At 69.1% G+C, this 23,083-nt stretch carries 19 protein-coding genes, 1 tRNA gene and 3 pseudogenes; 7 read left to right on the top strand and 16 right to left on the bottom strand.

Translation table 11 applies throughout. From position 1 onward, the window contains the following. The first annotated feature begins 59 nt into the window (after window positions 1-59). Both purS and purQ read left to right on the top strand, forming a co-directional pair. Entirely contained in the window at window positions 60-344 is a 285-nt protein-coding gene (purS, locus tag IQ220_RS05550; protein ID WP_186699736.1) for a phosphoribosylformylglycinamidine synthase subunit PurS, read from the top strand. Next, window positions 341-993, top strand: a pseudogene (gene purQ, locus IQ220_RS05545) (phosphoribosylformylglycinamidine synthase subunit PurQ). The gene purS and the pseudogene purQ overlap by 4 nt, the downstream one beginning before the upstream one ends. Here the strand turns inward: purQ and IQ220_RS05540 are convergent. After that, window positions 986-1,575, bottom strand: a pseudogene (locus IQ220_RS05540) (peroxiredoxin). The pseudogenes purQ and IQ220_RS05540 overlap by 8 nt on opposite strands. Window positions 1,576-1,718: 143 nt before the next feature. Between IQ220_RS05540 and IQ220_RS05535 the strand changes: the two are divergent. After that, the gene (locus IQ220_RS05535) at window positions 1,719-2,030 is read left to right on the top strand and encodes a hypothetical protein (protein WP_186699730.1); all 312 of its coding nucleotides are present in this window, start codon (window positions 1,719-1,721) and stop codon (window positions 2,028-2,030) included. A gap of 86 nt (window positions 2,031-2,116) precedes the next feature. On the opposite strand, the gene IQ220_RS05530 is transcribed toward IQ220_RS05535, so the two are convergent. The 6 genes from IQ220_RS05530 to psb32 all read right to left on the bottom strand — a co-directional run bounded on the left by IQ220_RS05530 (window position 2,117) and on the right by psb32 (window position 6,339). After that, window positions 2,117-2,190, bottom strand: a tRNA-Met gene (locus tag IQ220_RS05530). Window positions 2,191-2,219: 29 nt separating this feature from the next. Then, complete coding sequence (locus IQ220_RS05525) at window positions 2,220-3,194, bottom strand: peptidoglycan DD-metalloendopeptidase family protein (protein ID WP_370566338.1); 975 nt, start codon at window positions 3,192-3,194, stop codon at window positions 2,220-2,222. A gap of 242 nt (window positions 3,195-3,436) precedes the next feature. Continuing rightward, the gene (locus IQ220_RS05520; protein WP_186699726.1) at window positions 3,437-3,919 is read right to left on the bottom strand and encodes a tRNA (cytidine(34)-2'-O)-methyltransferase; all 483 of its coding nucleotides are present in this window, start codon (window positions 3,917-3,919) and stop codon (window positions 3,437-3,439) included. Between the two features lie 4 nt (window positions 3,920-3,923). Next, window positions 3,924-4,505, bottom strand: coding sequence for a bifunctional adenosylcobinamide kinase/adenosylcobinamide-phosphate guanylyltransferase (gene cobU / locus IQ220_RS05515; protein WP_193913492.1), 582 nt, complete (start codon window positions 4,503-4,505; stop codon window positions 3,924-3,926). Beyond that, entirely contained in the window at window positions 4,492-5,637 is a 1,146-nt protein-coding gene (gene pxcA / locus IQ220_RS05510) for a proton extrusion protein PcxA (RefSeq protein ID WP_193815832.1), read from the bottom strand. The genes cobU and pxcA overlap by 14 nt, the downstream gene beginning before the upstream one ends. 6 nt (window positions 5,638-5,643) lie before the next feature. Beyond that, window positions 5,644-6,339 (bottom strand): photosystem II repair protein Psb32, encoded by a 696-nt coding sequence (gene psb32, locus IQ220_RS05505; protein ID WP_193913490.1) that lies wholly within the window; start codon window positions 6,337-6,339, stop codon window positions 5,644-5,646. 91 nt (window positions 6,340-6,430) lie between these two features. On the opposite strand from psb32, the gene IQ220_RS05500 reads away from it, so the two are divergent. Next, complete coding sequence (locus tag IQ220_RS05500; RefSeq protein WP_228008879.1) at window positions 6,431-7,126, top strand: cofactor assembly of complex C subunit B; 696 nt, start codon at window positions 6,431-6,433, stop codon at window positions 7,124-7,126. Here the strand turns inward: IQ220_RS05500 and lptC are convergent. Further along, window positions 7,032-8,204, bottom strand: a complete 1,173-nt coding sequence (lptC, locus tag IQ220_RS05495; protein WP_193913488.1) for an LPS export ABC transporter periplasmic protein LptC — start codon at window positions 8,202-8,204, stop codon at window positions 7,032-7,034. The two genes, IQ220_RS05500 and lptC, sit on opposite strands and share 95 nt — an antisense overlap. Next, complete coding sequence (gene metG, locus IQ220_RS05490) at window positions 8,201-9,808, bottom strand: methionine--tRNA ligase (protein WP_193913486.1); 1,608 nt, start codon at window positions 9,806-9,808, stop codon at window positions 8,201-8,203. Before metG ends, lptC begins: the two co-directional genes overlap by 4 nt. A gap of 73 nt (window positions 9,809-9,881) precedes the next feature. On the opposite strand from metG, the gene IQ220_RS05485 reads away from it, so the two are divergent. Continuing rightward, window positions 9,882-11,984 carry an FAD-dependent oxidoreductase gene (locus IQ220_RS05485; protein WP_370566337.1) on the top strand — a complete coding sequence of 701 codons (2,103 nt, stop codon included), beginning with the start codon at window positions 9,882-9,884 and terminating at the stop codon, window positions 11,982-11,984. Window positions 11,985-12,145: 161 nt separating this feature from the next. On the opposite strand, the pseudogene IQ220_RS16460 reads toward IQ220_RS05485, so the two are convergent. The 4 genes and pseudogenes from IQ220_RS16460 to rpmG form a co-directional block, all read right to left on the bottom strand. After that, window positions 12,146-13,072: pseudogene (locus tag IQ220_RS16460) on the bottom strand (ribonuclease catalytic domain-containing protein); the annotation flags it as partial. Continuing rightward, window positions 12,985-13,743, bottom strand: a complete 759-nt coding sequence (locus IQ220_RS16455; protein WP_370566336.1) for a hypothetical protein — start codon at window positions 13,741-13,743, stop codon at window positions 12,985-12,987. The pseudogene IQ220_RS16460 and the gene IQ220_RS16455, both read right to left, overlap by 88 nt. 46 nt (window positions 13,744-13,789) lie before the next feature. Continuing rightward, the gene (gene rpsR, locus IQ220_RS05475) at window positions 13,790-14,011 is read right to left on the bottom strand and encodes a 30S ribosomal protein S18 (protein ID WP_010308434.1); all 222 of its coding nucleotides are present in this window, start codon (window positions 14,009-14,011) and stop codon (window positions 13,790-13,792) included. A gap of 88 nt (window positions 14,012-14,099) precedes the next feature. Beyond that, window positions 14,100-14,294, bottom strand: coding sequence for a 50S ribosomal protein L33 (gene rpmG, locus IQ220_RS05470; RefSeq protein WP_186699712.1), 195 nt, complete (start codon window positions 14,292-14,294; stop codon window positions 14,100-14,102). Between the two features lie 149 nt (window positions 14,295-14,443). On the opposite strand from rpmG, the gene pheT reads away from it, so the two are divergent. Next, entirely contained in the window at window positions 14,444-16,891 is a 2,448-nt protein-coding gene (pheT, locus tag IQ220_RS05465) for a phenylalanine--tRNA ligase subunit beta (RefSeq protein ID WP_193913484.1), read from the top strand. Window positions 16,892-16,908: 17 nt separating this feature from the next. On the opposite strand, the gene rlmD is transcribed toward pheT, so the two are convergent. After that, the gene (rlmD, locus tag IQ220_RS05460) at window positions 16,909-18,288 is read right to left on the bottom strand and encodes a 23S rRNA (uracil(1939)-C(5))-methyltransferase RlmD (RefSeq protein WP_370566335.1); all 1,380 of its coding nucleotides are present in this window, start codon (window positions 18,286-18,288) and stop codon (window positions 16,909-16,911) included. A 107-nt stretch (window positions 18,289-18,395) separates the two neighbouring features. On the opposite strand from rlmD, the gene IQ220_RS05455 reads away from it, so the two are divergent. Further along, window positions 18,396-18,890, top strand: coding sequence for an allophycocyanin subunit alpha-B (locus IQ220_RS05455; RefSeq protein ID WP_186699708.1), 495 nt, complete (start codon window positions 18,396-18,398; stop codon window positions 18,888-18,890). A gap of 1,182 nt (window positions 18,891-20,072) precedes the next feature. Here the strand turns inward: IQ220_RS05455 and IQ220_RS05450 are convergent. Both IQ220_RS05450 and IQ220_RS05445 read right to left on the bottom strand, forming a co-directional pair. Further along, window positions 20,073-21,323: a J domain-containing protein gene (locus IQ220_RS05450; RefSeq protein WP_193913482.1), complete on the bottom strand. Its 1,251-nt coding sequence runs from the start codon at window positions 21,321-21,323 to the stop codon at window positions 20,073-20,075. A gap of 24 nt (window positions 21,324-21,347) precedes the next feature. Next, window positions 21,348-22,919 (bottom strand): DUF3370 family protein, encoded by a 1,572-nt coding sequence (locus IQ220_RS05445; protein WP_193913480.1) that lies wholly within the window; start codon window positions 22,917-22,919, stop codon window positions 21,348-21,350. Window positions 22,920-23,083 lie beyond the last annotated feature (164 nt).

Here is a 23,083-nt window from a genome sequence, read left to right as displayed (position 1 = left end):
CCACGGGCCGGGGATGGGGGCCATTGGGCTGCCAAGATTTAACAAACAACGGCTGTGTCGTGCCCGTCTTCAGCGCTCGCGTGCAGGTCTCCCTGCGACCTTCGGTTCTCGACCCTGCTGGGGAGGCCACCAGGGCGGCAGCGGCCCGCCTGGGGGTGACCAGCCTGCGCCGACTGCGCATCGGCAAGGCGATCGAGCTGGAACTGGAGGCTGCCGATGCCACTGCAGCCAGGCAGCAGGTGGAGCTGTTGGCGCAGCGGTTGCTGGCCAACCCGGTGATCGAGAACTGGAGCCTGGAGCTTCAGGAGCACGGCCAGGTCCAACCCACAGGAGCGCCGCTGTGAGCGTGGGGATCGTGGTGTTTCCCGGCTCGAACTGCGACCGGGACGTGCGCTGGGCCCTGGAGGGGTGCCTGGGGCTCGAAACCCGTTTCCTCTGGCATGAAGAGCGCGACCTGGGCGGGCTCGATGCGTGGTGCTGCCGGGGGGCTTCAGCTATGGCGACTACCTGCGCTGCGGCGCGATTGCTCGCTTTGCTCCCGTGCTCGAGGAGGTGCGCAGCTTCGCCGAGGCCGGAGGGCCGGTGCTGGGCATCTGCAACGGCTTCCAGGTGCTCACCGAAATGGGCCTGCTGCCCGGGGCACTCACCCGCAATGGCCGCCTGCACTTTCTGTGTGAGCCGGCTCTGCTGGAGGTGAATCCCGGCCCGTGCCGCTGGCTGCAGGGCTACGGGGAGAAGGAGCGCATCAGCCTGCCGATCGCCCATGGAGAAGGCCGCTATCAGGTGGAGGCTGATGATCTGAAAGCCCTGGAGGAGCACGGCCAGGTGGCGCTGCGCTACGCCGCCAACCCCAATGGATCAGTGGGCGATGTAGCCGGCCTCTGCAACAGAGCCGGCAATGTGTTGGGGCTGATGCCCCACCCGGAGAGGGCCTGTGACCCGGTCCTGGGGGGCATCGATGGCAGCCGGCTGCTGCAGAGCCTGCTCAGCTGACGGCAGCGAAGAAGTCTTTCGACTTCACGGGGTCGGGGTTCATGGTCTTGTCGCCGGGCTGCCAGTTGGCGGGGCAGACCTCATCGGGGTGGCTCTGCACGTACTGGAAGGCCTGCAGCACCCGCAGGGTTTCATCGACGCTGCGGCCCACCGGCAGGTTATTGATCGTGCTGTGCATGATCACGCCTTCGGGATCGATGATGAACAGACCGCGCAGGGCGACGCCGGCGTCTTCGTCCAGCACCTCGTAGGCGCGGGCAATCTCCTTCTTGAGATCGGCCACAAGTGGGTAGCTGATGTCGCCGATGCCGCCATTCTTGCGGTCGGTCTGAATCCAGGCCAGGTGGCTGAATTCGCTGTCCACGGACACGCCCAGGACTTCGGTGTTCTTGGCGGCGAAGTCGCCGTAACGGTCGGAGAAGGCGGTGATCTCCGTGGGGCACACGAAGGTGAAGTCGAGGGGATAGAAGAACAGCACCACGTACTTGCCGCGGTACTGGGAGAGGGAGATCTCCTTGAACTCCTGATCCACCACGCAGTGGCGGTGAAATCAGGGGCCTGCAGGCCGACGAGGCGGGTCATGCGCAAGTGCGAGCGAAGGGGGCGGAGGACGCCATCGGGCTCAGCTGAGCGAACTCGATCCGACTTCCAGTTACATCCTACAATTTATCACAAGCTTCTGCAGGCCAGGCCATAGGCTGGCAGCAACTCGTGGAGTTGATGGAATGGGTTGGGATCCAGGCGTGCTGCGCAAATACAACACCACAGGCCACTTCCGCCTGCTGAGCCAGCTGCGCGGCGAGCTCAAGGCCCATCCCCTGGTGCGCCCCAAAGAGGGCCAGACCATCGGTGAAGTGAATCGCAGCAAGGGGCTGATCCGGGCGATGGAGGCCCGGGGCACCGGTCGCAGCCGCCGCGCCGTGGCGGCGGCCCAGGCCGCAGCGGCCTTCCCGGTGGTGGTGAGCGACGAGAGCCTGGAGGCCGCCCAGCGCGACCCTGAACTGGGCCTGTTGCCCAACGCCACCGCTCTCGACTGAGTCAGCTGGGGCTCAGCGCAACACGACACAGGTCTTGTTCAAAGACCCAAGAAACGCTGGTCGTGCCAGGAGAGGCCAAGGCGGCATGGCTCGGGGGAGACTTGAACTCCCGACCTTGGGGTTATGAATCCCACGCTCTAACCAGCTGAGCTACCGAGCCCTACTGGCCTCTCCAGCCGGCTGACTGTATCAGGCGCGGGGTGGCAGGAACTGGAGCGGGTTGGCTGCACCCCGGGAGGGGGGATGGATCTCGAAGTGGAGGTGGGGACCCGTGCTGCGGCCTGTGCTCCCCATCAGCGCAATCAGGGTGCCCTGGGCCACGTCCTGGCCGGCCGTCACCATCAGGCGGCTGTTGTGGGCGTAGAGGGAGCGGCTGCCGTCTGCGTGGGCGAGGGTCACCAGATAGCCGTAACCGCCGTCATGCCAACCGGAGAAGGCCACTCGGCCCCTGCGGGCCGCCACGATCGGCGTGCCCACGTTGTTGGCCACGTCAATGCCCTTGTGCATGCGTCCCCAGCGCCAGCCATAGCCGGAGGTGAACACGCCCTTGGTGGGCCAGATCCAGCCATCGGGAACAGGCTGCCTGCTGTCGAAGCTGTTGTTTTCCGTGCCGAGGCCAGGAATCTGGGGCCAGCTGAGGCCGCCGCTGGTGGAGGGCTTCAGGCCCAGGACTGCCCGCTGCCGGACCGGTTCGGCCTGGACCAGCTTCACTTCATTGCCGGCCACCAGGCGGGCGGTCTGCATGCCGGGGTTCAGCTTCAGCAGCTCAGCCATGGTGAGGCCGTAGCGCTGGGCGATGGCCATCACGGTGTCGCCGAGGCGCACAACGCCCTTGGACTGCAGCGGGGGAGGGGACTGAAGGGGAGGCGTGCGGCGCAGCTCAGAGGTGTCGACCGAGGCCAGCAGCTTCACGGCGCGGGTCTGCTGCGCCGGTACCACCAGCCACTCTCCGCGATCAAAGCGATGGTCGGTGTCCACGTCGTTCAGATTGGCCAGCCGCTCGCTGCCCATGCTGAGGTCGCGGGAGAGCTCATCGATGCTCACCGGCTGGCGTACCTTCACCCAGAGCTTCTGGGCGCTGGGGCGTGGCCGGGCCGCCAGCAGGGTGTCGATCGAGGCGTCATCCGACTCTGCGGGAGTGAAGGCCTGGGTGACGGCAGGCACGGTGGCCGCCAGGGCTGCAGAGAGAAGGATGGACGTTTTGATTGGTGACAAAGGCTTCAAAGGTTGTTCCCCAAAACGACAAAGCTCAGTAGAGAAGCCGAGATCCCTGAGCCGCGCAGACCGTAGCGGACGAGCCCCCCAGGATCAAGTGCGTCTCGACACGGAATCCATCGGGACGGTTGCTCCCGCCCGCTGCCCCGGGACCGCACCGGGCGGGGGCAAGCCTGCCTCAGCCTGGGATCTCAGCCGCTGATCGGCTCCTGCTGACGCAGGGCCTCGAACAGCACAATCCCCACCGACACCGACAGGTTGAGGCTGCGCACCCCGCCCTCGGGATGCTGGCGTGAGCGAGCCATCGGAATGGTGATGGCCTCGTCGGCCTGGGCCAGCACGGGGGGGGGCAGCCCATCGCTCTCGCGGCCGAACAGCAGCCAGTCGTCGGGCCGGAAGCGGATGGCGGTGTAGGGGGTGGTGGCGAGGGCGCTGAGGGCCAGCAGCCTTCCTCCGCACTGCTGGCGCTGACGCTCGAAGGCGGCCCAGTCGGCGTGGCGGCTGAGGGGCACGTAGGGCCAGTAGTCGAGCCCGGCCCGCCGCAGGCTGCGGTCGCTGATCTCGAAGCCGAGGGGCTCCACCAGATGCAGCTCCTGGGCCGTGGCGGCGCAGGTGCGGGCCACATTGCCGGTGTTGGGCGGAATCTGGGGCTGATAGAGCACGATTCGTGGCATGGGATCAGCGCGGCACAGGCTCACTGATGGCCTGCAGGTCAAGGGCCCGGCCGGCCACCACCAGCCAGGAGCGCTGGCAGCGGCGGGCCAGTTCCTGCTCCAGGGCGCCGAGCCGGTCGCGGAACAGGCCGCCGATTGCCGTGGGGGGGACCACGCCCCAGCCCGTCTGCTCACTCACCAGGATCAGCCGTCCCGGGCAGGCTTCCACGGCGCTGGCCAGGGCCTCCACACTGGCCTGCCAGCTGAGCGGCGGCTGCTCCAACCCCCAGGCCACCCAGGAGCCGAGCGCATCCACCAGCGCCAGTTCAGTCGGCTGCAAGTGGCTCAGGCCGTCCGCCAGCCCCTCCTGCAGCTCCGCCAGAGCCCAATGAGGCGGGCGGCGTTGGCGGTGGATCTCAAGCCGGGCCTGCCAGTGGGGATCCTCGAGATGGCGCCCGGCGGTGGCGACATACAGCACCGGTCCAGGATGCTGCCGTGCCAGGTGCTCGGCCCAGCGGCTCTTGCCACTGCGGGCCGGGCCGGTGACCAGCTGACGGCGGGGGGCCAGGGCCCCGCCGCTGGAGTCCGGAGAATCAGCCGCCACCATTCATGTTGCGCAGGGTGGCCACAGAAGAGGGCGACACGCGGTTGAGGTAGCGGAAGATCCAGTACTTGAACACCGTGGCCAGGATCACCGGGAAGGTGGCAATGAACAGCAGGATGAAATTCTCCTGGGCGGGAAGACCGAAGTGGTTGGCCACCCCATCCAGCAGCACGGTCCAGCCCTCGGGGCTGTGAAAGCCCACAAAGATGTCTGTGAACAGAATGATCGCAAAGGCCTTGGCGCTGTCGCTCAGGCCATACACCAGTTCATCCAGAAAACTGCGCAGCACCTGAAGGTCGCGGCGCCACACCACGCACACCAGCACGAAGCCCACCAGCCCGCCCAGGTCGGCGAGCACGTTCTTGATGGCGTGGGTGCTCTCCTGATCCGCCTCCTGTTTCAGCTCCTGGGCGCGCTGGGCCAGCTTGGTGTGCAGCTCGGTGGCACTGGGCAGCTCCTGGCCCCTGAGCAGCGAATCGAATTCGATTTCGGCCCGGTACACCCGCAGTTGCTCGACGGCCCGCTCCTCCAGCTGGGGTTTGGGGTAGCTCAGAAAGGCATAGTCGGTGGCGAAGCGATCCACCAGGGGCGACACCACATAGGTGCGGCTGATCTGCTGCACGAGCACAGGCACCAGCACCAGCAACAGCAGAATCCGCAGCGACACCAGGGTGGAATCGCGGCGCCGGCGGAAGCCGGCCACCATGTTGGCCTCAGCCTCCGGATCGAGCTGGCGGCGCACCTGGTTCACCACGCCCAGCAGGCTGCGGGGCAACACCTCGGGTGTGCGGCTGATGGCGGGCAGGGGATTGCGCCTGCCGTCGTAGCGCGCCAGCACCGATTCGATCAACTGCAGCTGGCGCAGCTCCTGGCCGACCAGCTCACTGCGATGCTGCCCCAGGCTCGCCAGGCTCTGCCGGCAGACCTCCAGGGCCGCCTGGAAACGGCGCAGCAGCTGCGCCTGGGCACCGGCGGGCAGGGGCAGCACGATTTCAGGACGCACCGGGCGGTCGTTGTAGTGCTCCAGCTCGATGGTCTGAATCAGCAGGGCAGCCTCATAGCCCCGCTCCAGGTCGTGGCTGAGGTCGAGCGCCTGGGCGCGGCGGAAGGAGCCGAGCCAGTTGGTGATGGCCATGGATGCTCAGCGGGAGAAGACCCACCAGGTGGCCATCGGCACCACCGTGCCCACCACCAGCAGCACGATCACCCAGGTGAAGGCCTTGCTGTCAGCGGTCTCCTCCCGGGTGGGCACATTGGTCGGCAGTGTGGAGGCCTCCACCTGCAAGGGCTCGCCGGGATCCTCTCCGGTGTCCAGCACGGTCTGCAGGCGGGCGATGCCATCGAGGCTGGCCTGGCGGAAGCGGGCCCCTTCGCGGATCGGCTGGGCCATGGTGGTGCGCGCCGTGCTCTTGAGCAGCTCGGCGTTGAGCCGGCTGTCGAGGGCCGCAGACGCCACCACGGCGGCGGCGTTGGTCTTGGTGTCGATCAGAAACAACAGCTGGCCCTTGTCGCTGCCCTGCACCGCCCAGCGCTCCAGCAACTGCTGGCCGAGCTGGCGCAGGCTGATGCCGTAGTCCAGCCGCTCCACGGTGACCAGATGGGCCTCCACCTGGGCTGCCTGCAGAGCATCCAGCTCCCGGCTCAGCTCGCCATTGGCGGCGCGGCTCAGCACCTGGGCCTGATCAAGCACCCGCTCCTGGGGCGCATCGGCAGGAAAACTCGCCGCCGACACAGCCAGGGCAGGGGTGGCGGCTCCGAACAGGAGCAGCAGGCTCACCAGCGCCGCCCAGCAGCGCCGCAGGCTGGGGCCGATGGGGCGTGGCTGGGACAGGGGCATCATCAAGGGCCTGGGCGCGCGTGCCTTTAGTTTGCCTGCTCTGGCCAGGCCTGGCTGAAGGTCGCCTGGTTCCCATCGCGCCGCCGCTGCCATGAGCCTGCCCGCGCCAGCGAAGCTGTGCCTCAGCTGCGGGCTGCTTGGCCTGGCGCTCACGGTGTCGAACCAGCTCACGGCCGGAAGCCTCAGCCCCCCCCTGGAACGGGCCGGCGTGCTGGCCAGCCTGCTGGCGGTGGGGCTGATGCTGGTGGCCGTGCTCTGGACCAGGGCCGTGCCGGAAGCGGCGGCCCGCGCGCCGCTGACGGGCCGGGAGGGGTTGGAGCTGGCCGAGGGGCTCTCCGCTGCCGTGGCCGAGGAGCTGGGCTGGGGCAGCCGGATGCTGCTCACGGCCACCCCCGCCGCCGTGGTGCTGGTGCAGTGGAAGCAGAACTGCCTGCTGCGGCGTGGCCTGTTGGCCGACACCCCCTTCACGCCAGGGGCCATCTGCCGCCAGGCCATGGCCAGGGGCCGGGTCATCTCCCTGGTGAACCTGGCGCTCTACCCCGGCCGGGAGGAATTTGCGGCCCTGTTGCCAGAGTTGCCTGCTGTGGTGGTGCAGCCGCTGGGGGAGGCGGGTGTGCTGGTGGTGGGGGGCTGGGCGCCGCGCTGCTTCAGCCGCGCCGACCTCACCTGGATCGAGGGCTGGAGTCAGCGGCTCACAGAGCGATTGGCGGGCGTTTGCGCTCCCCCCGGGGTGCCGCCGGATCCGGCCCCAGGGACGGAGCGCGGGGAACCTGCAGCTGGGTCCTGACGCGACCGGAGCCACCGCCCCCGAAGCGGACAAAGCCATTCTCCGCCACCTTGCCCGTGAGGCGATCGGCCCGGGTCAGCTGCTTGTTGGCCTCCCGGCGCAACACCACGCCACCGCTGGCCTCCACGGCCCCACTGTCCCAGTTCCACTGGCAGCGCTGGGCGGTGAGGCGGTCACCGGGTTGGCTGAGCTGGCAGCCGGAGCCCACCACGGCCAGGGAGGTGCCGAAATCGATGCTGAGTTGATCCCCCACCAGACGGGCTTCCCCCATCTGGGCCTCGAAGGGCGAGTCGGTGCTGAGCAGGCGGCGGGGGAGGTCGATGCGGGCGTCCCGGGCCGTGAGTGTGCCGTTGCGGTCGGGGTCGTCCACCCGAACGGGGCCCTGCAGATCGATGGTCTGGCGGCGGGTATCGGCGGTGAGCGACGGTGCGCTCAGCCGCTGGGGAGCGCGGTCTGGCAGCTGGCGCTCGCCCCGCACCGGCCCGCGGCCCTGCAGGGAGCCGGTGCGGGGCAGCCAATCGACGCCTTCCATGGCCAGGCGGAGGGGATCGGGCCCGCTGCGCACCAGGGTGGGAGCACCCCGCAGCTCCAGGCGATCGGCATCGATCAGAAAGCGCGCCCGCTGGCTGGTGAGCCGCAGGTCGGCCTGGGTGGCCACGGGGTTGCGGTCCAGTTCCATCAGCTCGCGGGCCGGATACCAGCGCACCCGCTGGGCGGTGATCACCAGGGGCTCGGCCCCATCCTCGAGCCGCTGCAGCCGGGTCGCTCCCTCCAGCTGCACCACCTCGCCGTCATTGAGCACCACGCCGTTGGCGGCCGTGAAGCGGTAGGCCGGCTTGCCGTTGCTGTAGAGCACCCCCTTGAGATCGCGTGACTGAGCCACCCGGCGGCTGAGGTCGTAGCGGGTTTCCGGGCTGGTGAGTTCCCAGAGGGGCCGCCCCTGGGCGTCCTGCTGGCGCAGGTTGAGGCTGCGGAACACAAACGGCTGGGCCGCCTCCGGTTCACGCGGGCGGCTGCGGCAACCAGCCGCCTGGACCAGCAGAGCCAGGCTGAGCAGGGCAGCGCCGAAACGCCTCACAGGGGGCCGTCGAGCTCGAGCCGCAGCATCACGGGCTCCGGTTCAGGCAGGGCCTGGCCTGGCTCCAGAACGCCCCAGCGCTGGGCCTTCAGCCAGGGGGAGGCCGCCGTGGCCAGCGAGGAACCTGGACCTGGGCCGGAGTCGGCGTCGCTGCCCAGGGGCTCCTGAGCCAGCTGGGCCAGCATCCGGCCGGAGAGCTCCGGCACCAGCGGCGCCAGCAGCACCGCCACCCAGCGGGCCGCTTCCAGCACGGCATAGAGATCAGCGGCCACCGCCGCCTCCTGGCCCGGTTGCTTCATCTGCTTCCAGGGGGCCTGATCGTTCAGATAGCCGTTGGCGGTGCCGGCCAGCTGCAGCACGGCCTCGGCGGCGCGGCGAAATTTGAGGGCATCGAGACCCTCGCGCACCTCGCCGGCGGCATGGGCAGCCGCCAGAGCCAGGGGGTGCTGGTCGCTGAGGGCGGTGCCGGCTGGTGGCACGGCAGCCGCGAACCACTTGCGGGCCATCGAACTGGTGCGGTTGAGCAGGTTGCCGATCGTGTTGGCCAGGTCGTTGTTGACCAGATCGCTGAAGCGTTGCTGCTGGAAGTCGCCATCGTCCCCGAATGGGATGTCGCGCAGCAGATACCAGCGCACCGCATCGCGGCCGCAGCGCTGCAGCAGCACGTCGGGATCGAGCACGTTGCCCAGCGACTTGCCCATCTTCTGCCCCTCCCGCGTCAGAAAGCCATGGCCGAAGACCCGCTCCGGCAATGGCAGGCCGGCGGAGAGCAGCATGGCCGGCCAGTAGACGGCATGGAAGCGCAGGATGTCCTTGCCGATCACATGCAGCTGGGCGGGCCAGCCCTGCTGCAGCAGCTGATTGAGGTCGGGTGGCGCCGCCCCCGGGGCTGGGTCCTCCAGCAGGGCCGACAGATAGCCCAGCAGGGCGTCAAACCACACATAGAAGGTATGGCCCGGATGGCCCGGCACCGGGATCCCCCAGGGAAGATCGAGGCGGGAGATGGAAAAATCGCGCAGTCCCTGGGCCACGAAGTTCTCCACCTCACGGCGGCGGCTGGCCGGTTCAATGAAACCGGGCTGGCGGATCAGGCTCTCAATGGCCTCCTGGTAGCGGGAGAGCCGAAAGAACAGGTTCAGCTCATCGCGCCATTCCAGGGGCTTGCGGTGGATGGAGCACTCCGGATCCTGGGCCTCGTGGGGATCGTCCTTGAACTCCTCACAGGCCACGCAATACCAGCCCTGCTGCCGGCCCTCCACCACATCGCCACTGGCCTCCACCCGGGCGAAGAACTGCTCCACCAGCTGGCGGTGGCGGGGGTCGGTGGTGCGGATGAAGCGGTCGTGGCTGATCTGCCAGCGCTGCCAGAGATCCCGGTAACCGGCACTCACCTGGTCGCAGTGGTCCTGGGGGGAAACGCCGGCGGCCTCGGCGGTGCGTTGGATCTTCTGGCCGTGCTCGTCGCAGCCGGTGATGAAGGTGACCCGCTCACCCCTCAGGCGCTGGTAGCGGGCCATGGCGTCGCAGGCGATGGTGGTGTACGTGCTGCCCAGGTGGGCGCGGTCGTTGACGTAATAGAGCGGGGTCGTGAGGGTGTAAGACATGCGGCGGGAAATGGCCCTGTGCCGGTGCCGGATCCTACTGAGCACTCCGCTGCCTCCTCCGCCGATCAACCCCATGCAAGACGAGCGGTTTCCCATCGTGGTGTGGGGCGGCGGCAGCGGCGGTGTGGCGGCCGCCCTGCAGGCAGCCCGGGCCGGCAGTGCCACCCTGCTGCTCACCCCGGGGGGCTGGCTGGGCGGCATGGTGAGCGCCGCCGGCGTCTGCTGCCCTGACGGCAACGAGCTCAGCCCCTGGCAGAGCGGCCTCTGGGGGGCCCTGCTGAGGGAGCTGGCCCGCCGCGAACCCGGTGGGCTCGATCACAACTGGGTGAGCTGCTTTGGCTACCGGCCGGCCACGGCGGAGGCGATCCTGCGCCACTGGGTGGCCGGCACAGAGGGGCTCACCTGGTGGCCCTGCTGCCGCCTGCGGCAGGTGGACCGCCAGGGTGACCGCATCAGCCGGCTGCTGGTGGAGCGCTCGGGCCCTGGGGGGCCTGATGGCGCGGGAGCCCCTGCGGACACCGTGGCGCTCCATCCTGAGCTGGTGATTGATGGCAGTGATCGGGGCGAGTTGCTGGCCCTGGCCTCGGCCGGTTTCCGCCTCGGCTGGGAGGAGCAGGAGCTCTGGCAGGAGCCCAGTGCCCCGTCGCGGCAGCGCCTCAGCAGCGAACCCTTCTTCCAGGCCCAGCCGGTGCAGTCGCCCACCTGGGTGGCGATGGGCCGCCTGCGCGCCCAGCAGGGGTGTCCCGCCGGCAAGCGCAGCCTGCCACCACCCTTCGCCGGTGCCACCAGCCGCTTCGGCCTGGAGCGCACCCTCACCTATGGCCGCCTGCCCGCTGATCTGGTGATGCTGAACTGGCCCCTGCACGGCAACGACTGGCACGGCCAGGGCCACTGGCCCAGTCAGCTGGAGCGGGCCTTCAGCCTTGAGGCGGCTTCAGATCCCTGCGCCCAGGGAGAGCTCGAGCAGGCGATGCAGGCCCATAGCCTCGCCTTCGCCGCCGCCCTCGAGGAGGCCAGCGAGGGCTGGCTGCAGCTGGCCGAGCTGTTTCCCCTGCACCCCGGCAGCGCCGACCTGGCGGGGCCGTCGCCCCTGGCCCTGATGCCCTACTGGCGCGAGGGCCGCCGGCTCAAGGGGCTGAGCACGGTGCTGGAGCAGCAGCTGCTGCCCCAGGCCGAGGGCGCTTCCATCGCCCCCCTGCCCTGGCGGCAGGGCCGCATGGAGGCGATCGCCGTGGGCAACTACGCCAACGACCACCACTACCCAGGCCCCGACTGGCCCCTGGCCCCGAAGAGCTGCCGCTGGGGCGGGCGCTGGAGTGGCACCCCCTTCTGCATGCCCTACGGCGCCCTGGTGAGCGCCGACACGGTGAACCTGCTGGCAGCCGACAAGGCCACCAGCGTGAGCCACATGGCCAACGGCGCCACCCGCCTGCAGCCCCTGGTGCTGAACGTGGGTCAGGCCGCCGGCCTGGCGGCGGCCCTGTGCCTGCGGCTGGGCTGTCGGCCGGCGGAGCTGCCGGTGCTGCAGCTGCAGCAGGCCCTGGTGCAGGACCCCCTGGCGCCGGCTGGCCCCCTGCCCCTGTGGGATACGCCCTGGCATCACCCCCACTGGCGGCAGCGCCAGCTGGCGGCCCTGGCGGATCCGGCCCTGGTGGGAGTCGATGGCGCCCTGGCCCGGGGCGGTCGCGCCGAACGCGGTGCAGATCTGGACCCCCACCAGGCCCCGGCCGAACCCCACGAGCAGATCTGGTCTGGCCTGTTGACCCCAACCGGCGACGGAGGATACGTGCTGGAGCAGGGAACCAGCCGCTGGCCCGTGATCAGCCTGGAGCCGGCCCTGCACGCCTGGCTGCAGGAGTTGTCCGGTCCTAGGCAGCTGAGCCTGGTGGCTGCGCCAACCCCTGGGGCCCCTGGTTGCGGGTGTCGAGGCTGGCGAGCTGATCAGCTCCTGGCGATCAGTCGCAGCTGGTCGCGCAGCGGATCCACCTGCTGCACTCTCACCAGCAGGGAATCGCCCGGCTGGGCCCCCGCTGGGCACTCCGCAGCCAGATCCATGGCCAATGTCTCCAGGTGCAGCAGACCAAGCCCGTCCTGGGGCCGAAGCCAGCGCAGGAAGGCCGCCTCCCACTGCTCGCTGCGATGGGCTTCGAACCACACCTGCTGCCAGTGGCGCTGATCGTCACGACTGATCTGGATGCCCTGGCGGATCGGCGCCTCGATCGCCTGCAGCACCTCCTGCAGGGCCTCGGCATCGAGGGTGGGCTCCCCCTGCTGCTGGGCCCAGAGCTGGCGCTGCACCAGCAGGTCGCCGTAGCGGCGGATCGGCGAGGTGGCCTGGACATAGGCCTCGAGGCCGAGGCTGAAGTGCGGGCTCGGCTGGCTGCCCGTGTGCCCGCGGCTGAGGCAGCGCTTGAGGGCGGCATGGCGCACCGGGCCGGCGGGCAGAGCGTTGAGCTCGGCGTCCGGTGGCAGTTCGGCCGGCAGCTGGCTGCGGTAGGGCAGGGCCAGCCCGTGCTCCTGCCCGTAGCCCGCCACCACGGCACCGGCCAGGATCATGGCCTCGGCCACCAGCTGCCGGGACGCCCCGGGCTCGGTGATTTCCAACTGGGGCTCGCCGTCAGACACCCGGATGCGTCCTTCCGGCTGATCCATCAGCAGCGCCCCCTGGGCCAGCCGCCACTGGCGACGCCGCTGCAGCAGCAGATCCAGATCGCTGAGGTCCGGGTCCTGCGGTGGCGCCAGCTCGATCAGCTCATCGGCGTCGGCATAGCTGAGCCGGTAGGCGGGCCGCACCCAGCTGCGCAGCAGGCGGCTGCTGGCCACGGCCCCTTCCTCGGTGAGTTCCACCCCCAGGCTCCAGGCGGCATTGCGGCAGCCGGCCCGCAGGCTGAGGGGCCCGGTGGCCAGGGCCGGGGGGAACATCGGCAGGGTGCCGCTGGCCAGGTAGAGGCTGCTGCCGCGGCGCCGGGCTTCCAGGTCCAGCGGTGACCCCGCGGACACCAGGCGGCCTGGGTCAGCCACGTGGATCCAAAGGCGCAGGCCGCCCTGCGGCAGGCGTTCGAGGGCGAGACCGTCGTCGATGTCCCGGGTGTCGGGGTCATCGATGGTCACGCAGTGCTGGTGGCTGAGGTCCAGGCGCTGGTCGTCGCAGGGCTGGGGCTCGGCGGCCAGGAGGATCAACCGCTCGGCTTCCGCCTCCAGCGCGGCGCTGAAGCCTGGTGCCAGCTGCTGGCCTGCAGGGAAGGCAGGCGGTGGCGGTCCCATTGGCCCAGGTCCACCAGCAGGTGGCGAATGCCGCCGCCATCGGTCGTGCAGCGGGCCGCGTGCAGGGCGCGGGCCAGCTCCACCGGCAGGGGGGTGTCCTGGTCGCCGCTGGCCCAGGCCAGCAGCAGGTCGAGTTCAGCCTGGTGCTCCAGCGCCAGCGCCTGGCGCTTGATGGGGGCCCGCCGCCGCAGGGCGTCATGCCACTGGGCCTGGCGCTGCTGCTGCCGGGCCAGGCGATGGCGCTCCTGCCTCAGGCGGCGCAGATCGTCGAGGGGTCGGGCGCTGATGCCCTGCTGGCGGCTGCGGAACCAGAGCTGGGGGCCCTGGAGCCACTGCCAGCAGGCGGCCATCACCTGGGGTTCGCGGCTGGAGGCCACCAGCTCGGCCCAGTCGTGAAAGGGCCAGAGGCCCTGGTCTTCGCTGAGCAGAAGCCAGGCGGCGGCGAAATCGCGGCGTCGCGGCAGGCTCTGCGCCACCTCGGCCTCGCTGAAATCCCAGGGGGCAACCCCCAGCCGTGGCGGCGCTGAGGCAGCACCGGCAAGGGGAAGGATCAGCTCCACCTGGCGGCGGGGGAGCTGCTGCTGGCGGTGGTGGAAGCCCACGCTGAGCTCCAGCCTGGATCCCTGGATCTGGAGCACCACAGCGAGGTGGGCACCCCGCTCGTCGCTCACGCCGACCAGATCGCCGGGATGGAGTGCGGCCTGGGCCAGAGGATGCTCAGCCTTCGGGGTTCACGAACGGCAGCAGCGCCACGATGCGGGCCCGTTTGACGGCGTTGGTGAGGTCACGCTGCTGCTTGGCGGTGAGGCCGGTGAGGCGGCGGGGAAGGATCTTGCCGCGCTCGGTGATGAACTTCTTGAGCAGATCGACGTCCTTGTAGTCGATCGGATCACCGGGCTTGATCGGCGATAGACGCTTCTTGAAAAATGAACTGGCCATGGGAGAGAACGAAGGGAGAGGGGGAAGAAGACAGGCAAGGCCGTTGCGTCACCTGGCCACGACCAGCGCGTGGCTCAGGTGGTCGGGTTCACTTGATTTCCTTGTGAACCGTCGACTTGTTGCAATGGGGGCAGAACTTCTTCAGCTCCATGCGTTCGGTGGTGTTGCGGCGGTTTTTCTCCGTGGTGTAACGGGAGACACCAGGAGACCGCTTGGCGGGGTTGGACCGGCATTCGGTGCACTCGAGAGTGATCACGATCCGGACGCCCTTGTTCTTAGCCATGAAGGACGTTGCGCCGCGTGTGCGATGCGAAGGGGACAAGGGTGGACTTTACCTTCCCGCCCCACTCCCGCCCGGCTTCCGCCAGTCAGCGGGGGCCAGCCGCCCGTGGCTCCCTAGGATCCGCCCCTGGCTGACGCAGAACGGGAACCATGCGGGTATCGCTCCAGTGGCTGAAGGAGCTGGTCCGCATCCCAGAGTCCGGCCGATTCAGCTGGCCGACGCCTGAGGCCTTGGCGGAGCGGCTCTCCGTGGCCGGCTTCGAGGTGGAGGCGATCGAGAACCTCGCCGAACGCGCCGCCGGCGTGGTGGTGGGCCTGGTGCAGGCGCGCGATCCCCATCCCGACGCCGACAAGCTGAGTGTCTGCCGGGTGGACGTGGGCGCCGCCGAGCCGCTGCAGATCGTCTGCGGGGCCGCCAACGTGCGCGCCGGCATCCACGTACCGGTGGCCCTGGTGGGCACCACGCTGCCGGCGGTGAACCTCACGATCAAGCCGGCTGAGCTGCGCGGTGTGGCCAGCAGCGGCATGATCTGCTCGCTCAGTGAGCTGGGGCTCGAAGGCAGTTCGGGCGGCATTGCCGTGCTTGAGGAGCTCGTGGCTGAGCTGCCGGCGCTGGGCAGCCCGGTCGGTCCGTGCCTGGGGCTCGACGACGTGGTGCTGGAGCTGGCGATCACCGCCAACCGCCCAGACGGGCTGGCGATGCAGGGCATGGCGCGCGAGGTGGCGGCGCTGCTTGGGCTCCAGACCTGCCTGGATGTGCCCCCCCAGGCCTGCGCTTCTGCGCCCCTGCCGGTGAGCCCTGCCAGCCGGCAGGTGATGCAGCGCGGCGGACTGTTCAGCCTCACAGCCCTCACAGGCCTGCAGGTGGCAGAGTCGCCAGCGTGGCTGCAGCGCCGCCTGCACAAGGCCGGCATCCGGCCGATCAACAACGTGGTGGACATCACCAATCTGGTGATGCTGGAAACGGGCCAGCCCCTGCATGCCTTTGACCGCGACCGCGTGGCTGCCCTCAGCGGCGGTCAGCCCGATCCGGCCCTGCTGGGTCTGCGCCAGGCCACGGATCAGGAGCCGTTCACAGCCCTGGATGGGGAGAGCCGCCAGCTCAGTGACGAGGCCCTGGTGGTGACCTATGCCGACCAGCCGATCGCCCTGGCCGGCCTGATGGGCGGCGCCGCCGAAGCCGTGGCGCCCGACACAACCGCCATCTGGCTGGAAGCCGCGGTGTTTGCCGCCCAGGACGTGCGCCGCTCGGCCCGCAGTGTGGGCCTGCGTACAGAGGCCAGCAGCCGCTTTGAGAAGGGCCTGCCCCTGGAGGCCACCCTGGCCGCCAGCGACCGGGCCTGTCAGCTGTTCCAGCAGCTCTGCGGCGCCCGGGTCGAGCAGCGCTGGCTGCAGCAGCGGCCCCTGAGCCCGGCAGCTCCCCTGCACCTGCGCCGCGATGCCCTGCACAACCTGCTGGGCCCGGTGCTCGTGGAGGGGCAGCCGCAGGATCTGGAGGACAGCCGCATCGAGGCAACCCTGGCCGCCCTGGGCTGCAGCCTGGAGCCCGACGACGAGGGCTGGACCGTGCAGGTGCCCTCCTCCCGGGCGATCGATCTACAGCGGGAGGTGGACCTGATCGAGGAGGTGGCGCGGCTGGTGGGCTACGACCAGTTCGCCAGCCACCTGCCCGACCCCATGGAGCCGGGCGGGCTGGAGCCGGCCCAGCAGGCGGAGCGGCGGCTGCGCCGAGCCCTCTGTGGCGCCGGCCTGCAGGAGTTGTGCAGCTTTTCCCTGGTGGCCGAGGCACCGGGCCGGTTGCCGCTGGCCAATCCCCTGCTGGCCGACTACGGCCATCTGCGCGACAGCCTGCACGGAGAACTGCTGGCGGCGGCGCTGCGCAACCTGCAGAGCGGCCAGCAGGGCTTCTGGGGCTTTGAGATCGGCGCCGTGTTCACGGCAGACGGCGATCAGCGCCAGCTGCTGGCGGGGGTGATCTGCGGGGAGCGCCGCTCAGAGCGCTGGACCAGCAGCGGCAAGCCCTGCCCCCCCGATTACTTCCGCGCCCGCGGGATCCTGCAGCAGGGGCTCGCGGCCCTGGGCCTCAGCACCGAAGACCGCCCCCTCGCCGACGAGACCCTGCTGCATCCGGGCCGGGCGGCCCAGATCGTGCTGGAAGGCCGCCCGGCCGGCTGGTTCGGTGAGCTCCACCCCGCCGAGGCCGATCGGCTGGACCTGCCCCAGGGCTGCCATCTGTTCCAGTTGGAGCTGGCTCCCCTGCTCGCCGCCGCCACCCGTGCCAACCGCTGGCAGCCGGCGTTCCGTCCCTTTGCCACCGTGCCGGCGGCGGAGCGGGACCTCGCCCTCGTGGTGCCGCTGGCCACCCGGGCGGCCGCCCTGCTGCAGGTGATGCGCAAGGCGGGCAAACCGCTGCTGGAGCAAGTGGAGCTGGTGGACCGCTACCAGGGCGCCCAACTGGGCGCAGACCAGTGCAGCCAGGCCTTCCGGCTGCGCTACCGGGAAGCCGGCCGCACCCTCACCGACGCCGAAGTGGAAAAGGCCCATTCCAAGATCCGTCAGGCCCTGGAAACCCAGCTCGGGGCACAGCTGCGCAGCTGAGTCGCCTGCCGGCGCCCTCAGCCGTGGGCGGGTGGCCTGGCATCGGATCGGCGCAGCACGGCCAGAGTTTCCACGTGGCTCGTCTGGGGAAAGAAATCCAGCGGCTGCAGCTGATCCAGTGCGAACAGCTCGCCTTCCAACAGCAGTGCCAGGTCGCGGGCCAGGGTGGCCGGATCGCAGCTGAGGTAGAGGAGGCTGGCGGGAGGCCGGTGGCGCAGCGCCTCCAGCACCGCCGGCTCCAGCCCCTTGCGGGGAGGATCGAGAAACACCGCCTGGCAGCGCTCCAGCCAGGCGGGCAGCAACTCGGCCACCGCTCCAGCCTCAAAGCTCGCCACAGCCTCGAGGCCATTGGCCGCCGCGTTGTGTTCGGCCAGCCGCACCGCCTCGGGATTGCGCTCGAGGCCGTGGACGCGCCAGCCGCAGCGCGCCAGCGGCAGGCCGAAGGTGCCGATGCCGCAGTAGGCGTCGATCAGCAGGCCGGGCGGCTGGCTGGCCAGGGCGTTCTGCAGCAGGGGCACCACCCGTTCGGCCTGGGGGGTGTTCACCTGAAAGAAGGTGTCGGAAGCGATGCGCAGCTCCAGGCCGGCAAAGCGCTCCACCAGCCAGCTGCGGCCCGCCACCAGCTCCGTGCAGGGCCCCAGCAGGGTGTTGGTGGCCAGGGGCTGCAGGTTGAGCGTCACCCCCACCAGCTCCGGCCAGCGCTTCAGCCAGCGGTCCGCCCAACGGGGCAGTTGATCCAGTTCCGCGTGGCTGCTCACCAGGGTGAGCAGCAGCTCACCGGTGTGCTGCCCCAGCCGCAGGGCCAGATGACGCAGGCCGCCACCGGCCTCCAGTTCCCGGTCCACCGGCCAACCGGCGTCGTCGAGATCGGCCTTGAGGGGCGCGATCAGGGCATCGAGCCGCGGATCGAGCACCGGACAGTGGTTCATGTTCACAATCCGGTGGGTGCCGCGGCGGTAGTAGCCCGCTCGCACCAGGCCATCCTCTCGCCGCTCCAGCGGAATGATCGCCCGGTTGCGGTAGCCCAGGGTGGCCGGCGCGGCCAGGGCTGGAGCCACGCTGCTCTGCAGCCCCCCCAGACGTTCCAGGGCCTGCTGCACCCTGCTGCCTTTCCAGGCCAGCTCCGCCCCATCCTCCAGATGCTGCAGGCTGCAGCCGCCACAGCGCTGGGCCAGGATGCAGGGGGACTGACGGCGCTCGGGGGCCGGTTCGATCACGCCCACCAGCTCGGCAATCCAGTGACGCCGGGCCCGGTGCACCAGCTGGGCAGCCACCATCTCGCCGGGCAGGGCGCCTGGCACGAAACAGGCCATGCCATCCACCCGGCCCACGCCCTGGCCGTCATGGGTGAGACCATCCACCCGGAGATCCACCCGTTGCCCCACCGTTGTGCTCACCACTGAGCCTCGACCCTAGGTCGTGCAAAGGGGCGTTACACCTTGAGTGCTGACCCGTACTGGACGCGCCGGAGTCGATACAGTGACGCCTGCATCTGGTCGCTGCAATGAGCGTCGTTCGGGATCTGATCCTTCAGGCAGACGACCAGCTTCGCTATCCAAGCGGCGGCGAGCTGCGATCGATGGTGGACTACCTCAGCGGCGGCGCCCGGCGGCTGGCGGTGGTGCGTTCCCTCACCGACAACGAGAAGAAGATCGTTGACGAAGCCGCCAAACAGCTGTTCAGCCGCAAACCCGACTACGTGGCCCCCGGCGGCAATGCCTACGGCCAGAAGCAGCGGGCTCAGTGCCTGCGCGATTACAGCTGGTACCTGCGCTTGGTCACCTATGGGGTGCTGGCTGGCAGCACCGAACTGATCCAGCAGATCGGCCTGGTGGGAGCCCGCGAGATGTACAACAGCCTGGGCGTGCCGATGCCCGGCATGGTCGAGGCGATGCGCACCATGAAGGATGCCGCCCTCTCCCTGCTGTCCACCGACCAGGCCGCCCTCGCCGGTCCCTACTTCGACTACCTGATCCAGGGGATGCAGACCCCCACCTGAAGCCTTTCGGCTCCGGCACTCAGCGACTCACCACCTCCCAGGCCCCACGATCTGCCGCACCCTGCAGCTTGTGGGGCTTTTTCGTGGCGAACGCTGCCGCTGCATTGGGCGACGCGTAGCGAGCCACTTTTCGCATCCAGCTCGTCCCGCCCTGGTCTCTCGCCGGGACCCAGAGCGAGTCCCAGGAGAGATGACCGAGCCACCCTCAAGGCCTCCACCCAGATCTGTCGCATAGGGGGACATCGGTAGCCAGCCAACAAGCCACGCATGTGTCCCCCGCCAGCAGAGCAGCTCAAGATCCTGAAAGCAGGCCCTGGCGCCGAGCCTGGAACCACTGGCCACCGAGGCTGCTCAAGCCATTGGACCAAGCCAGAGAAACCCTGGGCGCGCTCATGAAGACAGTCTCAGCGGTCGCGCGTGAGTCCCTATCACAGTCTCGCTAAGAGCCGTAACTGGGACTCTCTAGAGAGCCCAGCAGGTTGGCGACTTCCTTCCCTGCCAGCGACCCTGCGTACCTGCATTAGACACAGGTACGCAGGGTCAGAGAGTTCAGTGTCTGCAGTGTCTTTCAACAGCAGGGCCAGTTTCTGGACACGATGCGAGAGGCTGTCTGGACAAGGCAATCCTCGCTCCTGAGCCCATGCATCAGTGTTGAGCCGTCTCCATGCGCAGCTCACCAGGGCTTGCGGGAGTGGACGGGAAGCCGTTCAAAGCGTAACGACGAGTGTCTGCCGCGAGCGAGCAGCCGAGTCAAGGCTGGTTCCTCCAGGGTCCAACGGCCCGGAAAGCGCAGGTGAAAACACTGAAAAAACACGATCCCACTTGTCGCTCTCGGGTCCCAGTCGGGACGCACAGGTGGCCCCACATGGGACTGGCAAGAACGGCGTAAGGCGCAGAGGCGACTCCGCGCTCCAGCCGGGTGCTGTCTCCAGCCAATCAGGTTGAACTGCGTCTTTGGGCCCCCACGCACTCCGTGTGCGAAGTCGCCCGCCCGCAAGGCTGGACGGGCGCCCCCGTTTCTGCGCCAGCGAATTCGATGGCTTGTGACAGGACGATCGGGGGGCCAAGCGAGAGGCGCAGGCGTCTCAGTCAGGTCTCGGCAAGGGACCCATAGCGGGACTCGACCGGGTCGTGTGAGATGCCTATGTTCGATGCCATTCCCGCCTCTGACGGACATCAGCATCAGCGCGTGCGGTACAGCTCCTTGAGCAGCTGGTAGGCCTCGTTCAGGCGACGCATCAGATCATCCGACCCTCCCGCGTCTGGATGGTGGGCCAGGGCCATCTCGCGGTAGGCCTCGCGGATCTGGGGCAAGGTGAGTCGTTCGCCCGGATCCGTGGGCAGCTCCAGCAACTTCAGGGCCCCCAGCAACGTCATGGTGTGCTCCAGGCTCTGGAACGAAGTGCCGCTGCGGCGCTGGCGGAAACGGTGCACGAAGCGTCGGATCAGCGTGGGGATGCGGAGCTCGAGGGTGGCACTGCTGAAGGGGTCTTCCAGCACGCCGGCCATCACCATCACCTTGGCGAAGCTGGCCGGACCCTCAGGCCAGGACGGAGCCACCAGACGCATCACCTCCCGGCCCAGCGACCAGGTGAACAGCCGCCCCTCGCTCTGGTCACTCTGGGGCCAGATGTCCTGGGCGATCCAGAGCATCGCGGCCTCGAGCACCGGCGCCGAGGCGGGCTGGGCATAGAGCTCCTGCCAGTGCTGATCTGCCCTGGCCAACGCCAGGGTGAGGCGTTCAACCGGTACCTGGGGCATCGGCTCCAGGCGGGTGGGGGGGTGCTTGGCCTCTGGATCGAGGCAGCGCCGCAATTGGTCACTGCGGCGTTGCACGAAGCCCGGCAGGTCGATGCCGCGCCTGGACCGGCGGGAGCCTGAACCACCGCTGGACTCAGGGTCAACCCGCTCGTCGGCGGCGGGCTGATCCCGGCGTGACAGCTCCGAGAGGGGATCCACCAGCAGCTCTCCCGGTCGGCTGCCGGCCAGGAGTACAAGGGCGCCGCATTCATCGAAATCGCCGTTCTGCTCAGGCGACGCTGCGGAGGATCCTGCCGCCGCTGACAGCGGCGGGGCCAGGCTGGGCGGGTCACCTTCCTGGCAGGGGTGCTCCACTGGTGCCGCCGACACGACTGCCACGCCAGGCTGGGGCGGCTCCAGAGCAGGTGGATCGACGACTGACTGGCCGCCTGAGCCTGCCGAGGGTGCTGCGGCGTCGGCCCCCAGCTCCAACTGCTGTGGTGCCAGGGATGCAGAGCCATAGAGATCCACCTCCTCGCCCTCAGGACCGAGCAGGTGGTGCAGAAGCCGCTCCAGCACAGCGCCGCGACTGCGGCAGCCGAGTTCTGATTTGAGCACGTCGATGCGGCTCACCAGCTCGGCTGAGAGGCGCAGGCTGACCTGCTTGAAGTCCCTGGGGTCGTCGTCAGCCATGCCGCCCCGAGCCCGGGTGCCAGCTCACCGCTGCATCAGCTCACGCATGATCCGTCGCTGGGCATCGAGGGCCTCCTGGTAGCGATCGAGCAGATCGGGATTGACCGTGGTGGCGGCCTGTCCCCTTGGCAAAGCAGGTGGGCGGGTGACCGCAGGGCCGGGGCGCGCGGCCTGGGGAGCGGGCATGACGCGGGCGGGCGCGGGGTTGACTGCCCTTGGTGGGGCGGCCGCCCTGGGAGCCGGGGCCGGCTGGCGGGGAGCGGGAGCCACTGGCCTGGGGGCAGGAGTGGCCGGGCTGGAAGCGGCCTGGGCCTGTTGCCGCGCCTGCACCATGGCGAGCTGGCTGATCGGAACCACACTCAGCAGATGGCCGGGCGTGGCATCAGCGGGGTAGACGAGACTGACGCGCACCGGATAGCTGCTCCCCCCACCAGGAAGATTGAGCGTGGCGAGGGAGAGACTCTCGCCCGAGCGCATACCCACATGGACCTCCTGCAGTCCTTCGGGTGTGCGGATCTGAATCGAGCCGCGGAAGGCGGTGAAGGTGTTGACGCCCGGGATCGTGGGATGACTCATCACCAGCTCGTAGGAACCGGAACCTTTCAGGTTGAGATCCACATCGAAGCGCACGCCGTAGGTGCCGACGTTGTCGAGAGAGGAATCGATCATGCGGCTGGCCAGCTGGTTCACCTGCACATCACGGGTGCCGAAATGATGGCGGTCAGTGCTGGTGAGCGGCACATGCAGGGGACCTTGGCGCTTCAGGTCATGGGTGATGGAGGCCTGATATTCATCCCCCAGGGCCACCCCGCCGACCCGGGAAAACACCCGGCGATTCTTGATCGCGGCGAGCTGATTGAGATACACGCGCCCAGGTGCCAGGCGTCGTTGATCCAGAACCCTGACCAGATCTGCATCGCTGTAGGGATTGCTGGCAGCCACCACCGCCATCTGGAACGGCCCGTTGCTGCGTCCCCGCAGCAGGGCATTGGCGATGCCGAGGGCCGGCAACTGGGTGCGGAACAGCACCACGCGGCTGCGGGCGGGGATGGTGATCGTCTCACTGAGACCACGATCCAGACTGCCCCGCAGCATCTGGACCGCCGTGGCATCCCCGGGGCCGGTGTTCCAGGGGCGGACACCCAGGGGTTTGACGCCCATCAGGTTGTTGGCCAGGTAGGGCGCCTCGAAGCTGTTGCGAACGGCACCGCGATCAAAGCTGATCTGAATGGGCCGTTGGCCCGGGTTGATCAGGATCAGCCCAAGGGTGAGCTCGGTGCGGCGCTCACCGGGGCGGATCTGCTTGCGGTAATCCGGGAAATATTTGTGGTGCATGTGCACCCCGAAGTCACCGTTGAAGGTGAACTCAGCGTTCTTCAGGGCAGCGCCGTTTTCTGCCGCGTAGGTCACCCCTGGTTCCGTGGTGATCAGAATGCCCGGACCCTCCACCTCCTCGGGCTGGTTGGAGTGCAGCACCGGCACGCTGTTGAAGTTGCCATTGAGTGCCCTGGCCCGTTGACCGGCCATCAGGGCCACGGCCGCCTGGGCGGGCTGGGCAGCGACCCCCACCGTGGCAATGGCCACCACCAGGACCATGCGACAGAGGCCGCCTGGGTTGGGCAGCAGCCTTGGAGCAACCAACGATCTCAATCGTCTAAGGGGGGAGAGTGCTGTGGTGCTGCGGTGCCCTTGGACGGGTCGGCGCCGCAGAGAATGCCTTGGAGAGCAGAAGCCGTTCAGGGAGCAACCACGCAGGCGAG

This window comes from Cyanobium sp. LEGE 06113, from assembly GCF_015207615.1.
The sequence above is the reverse complement of the archived record's forward strand: the minus strand, read 5'-3'. Positions and strand labels throughout refer to the sequence as shown.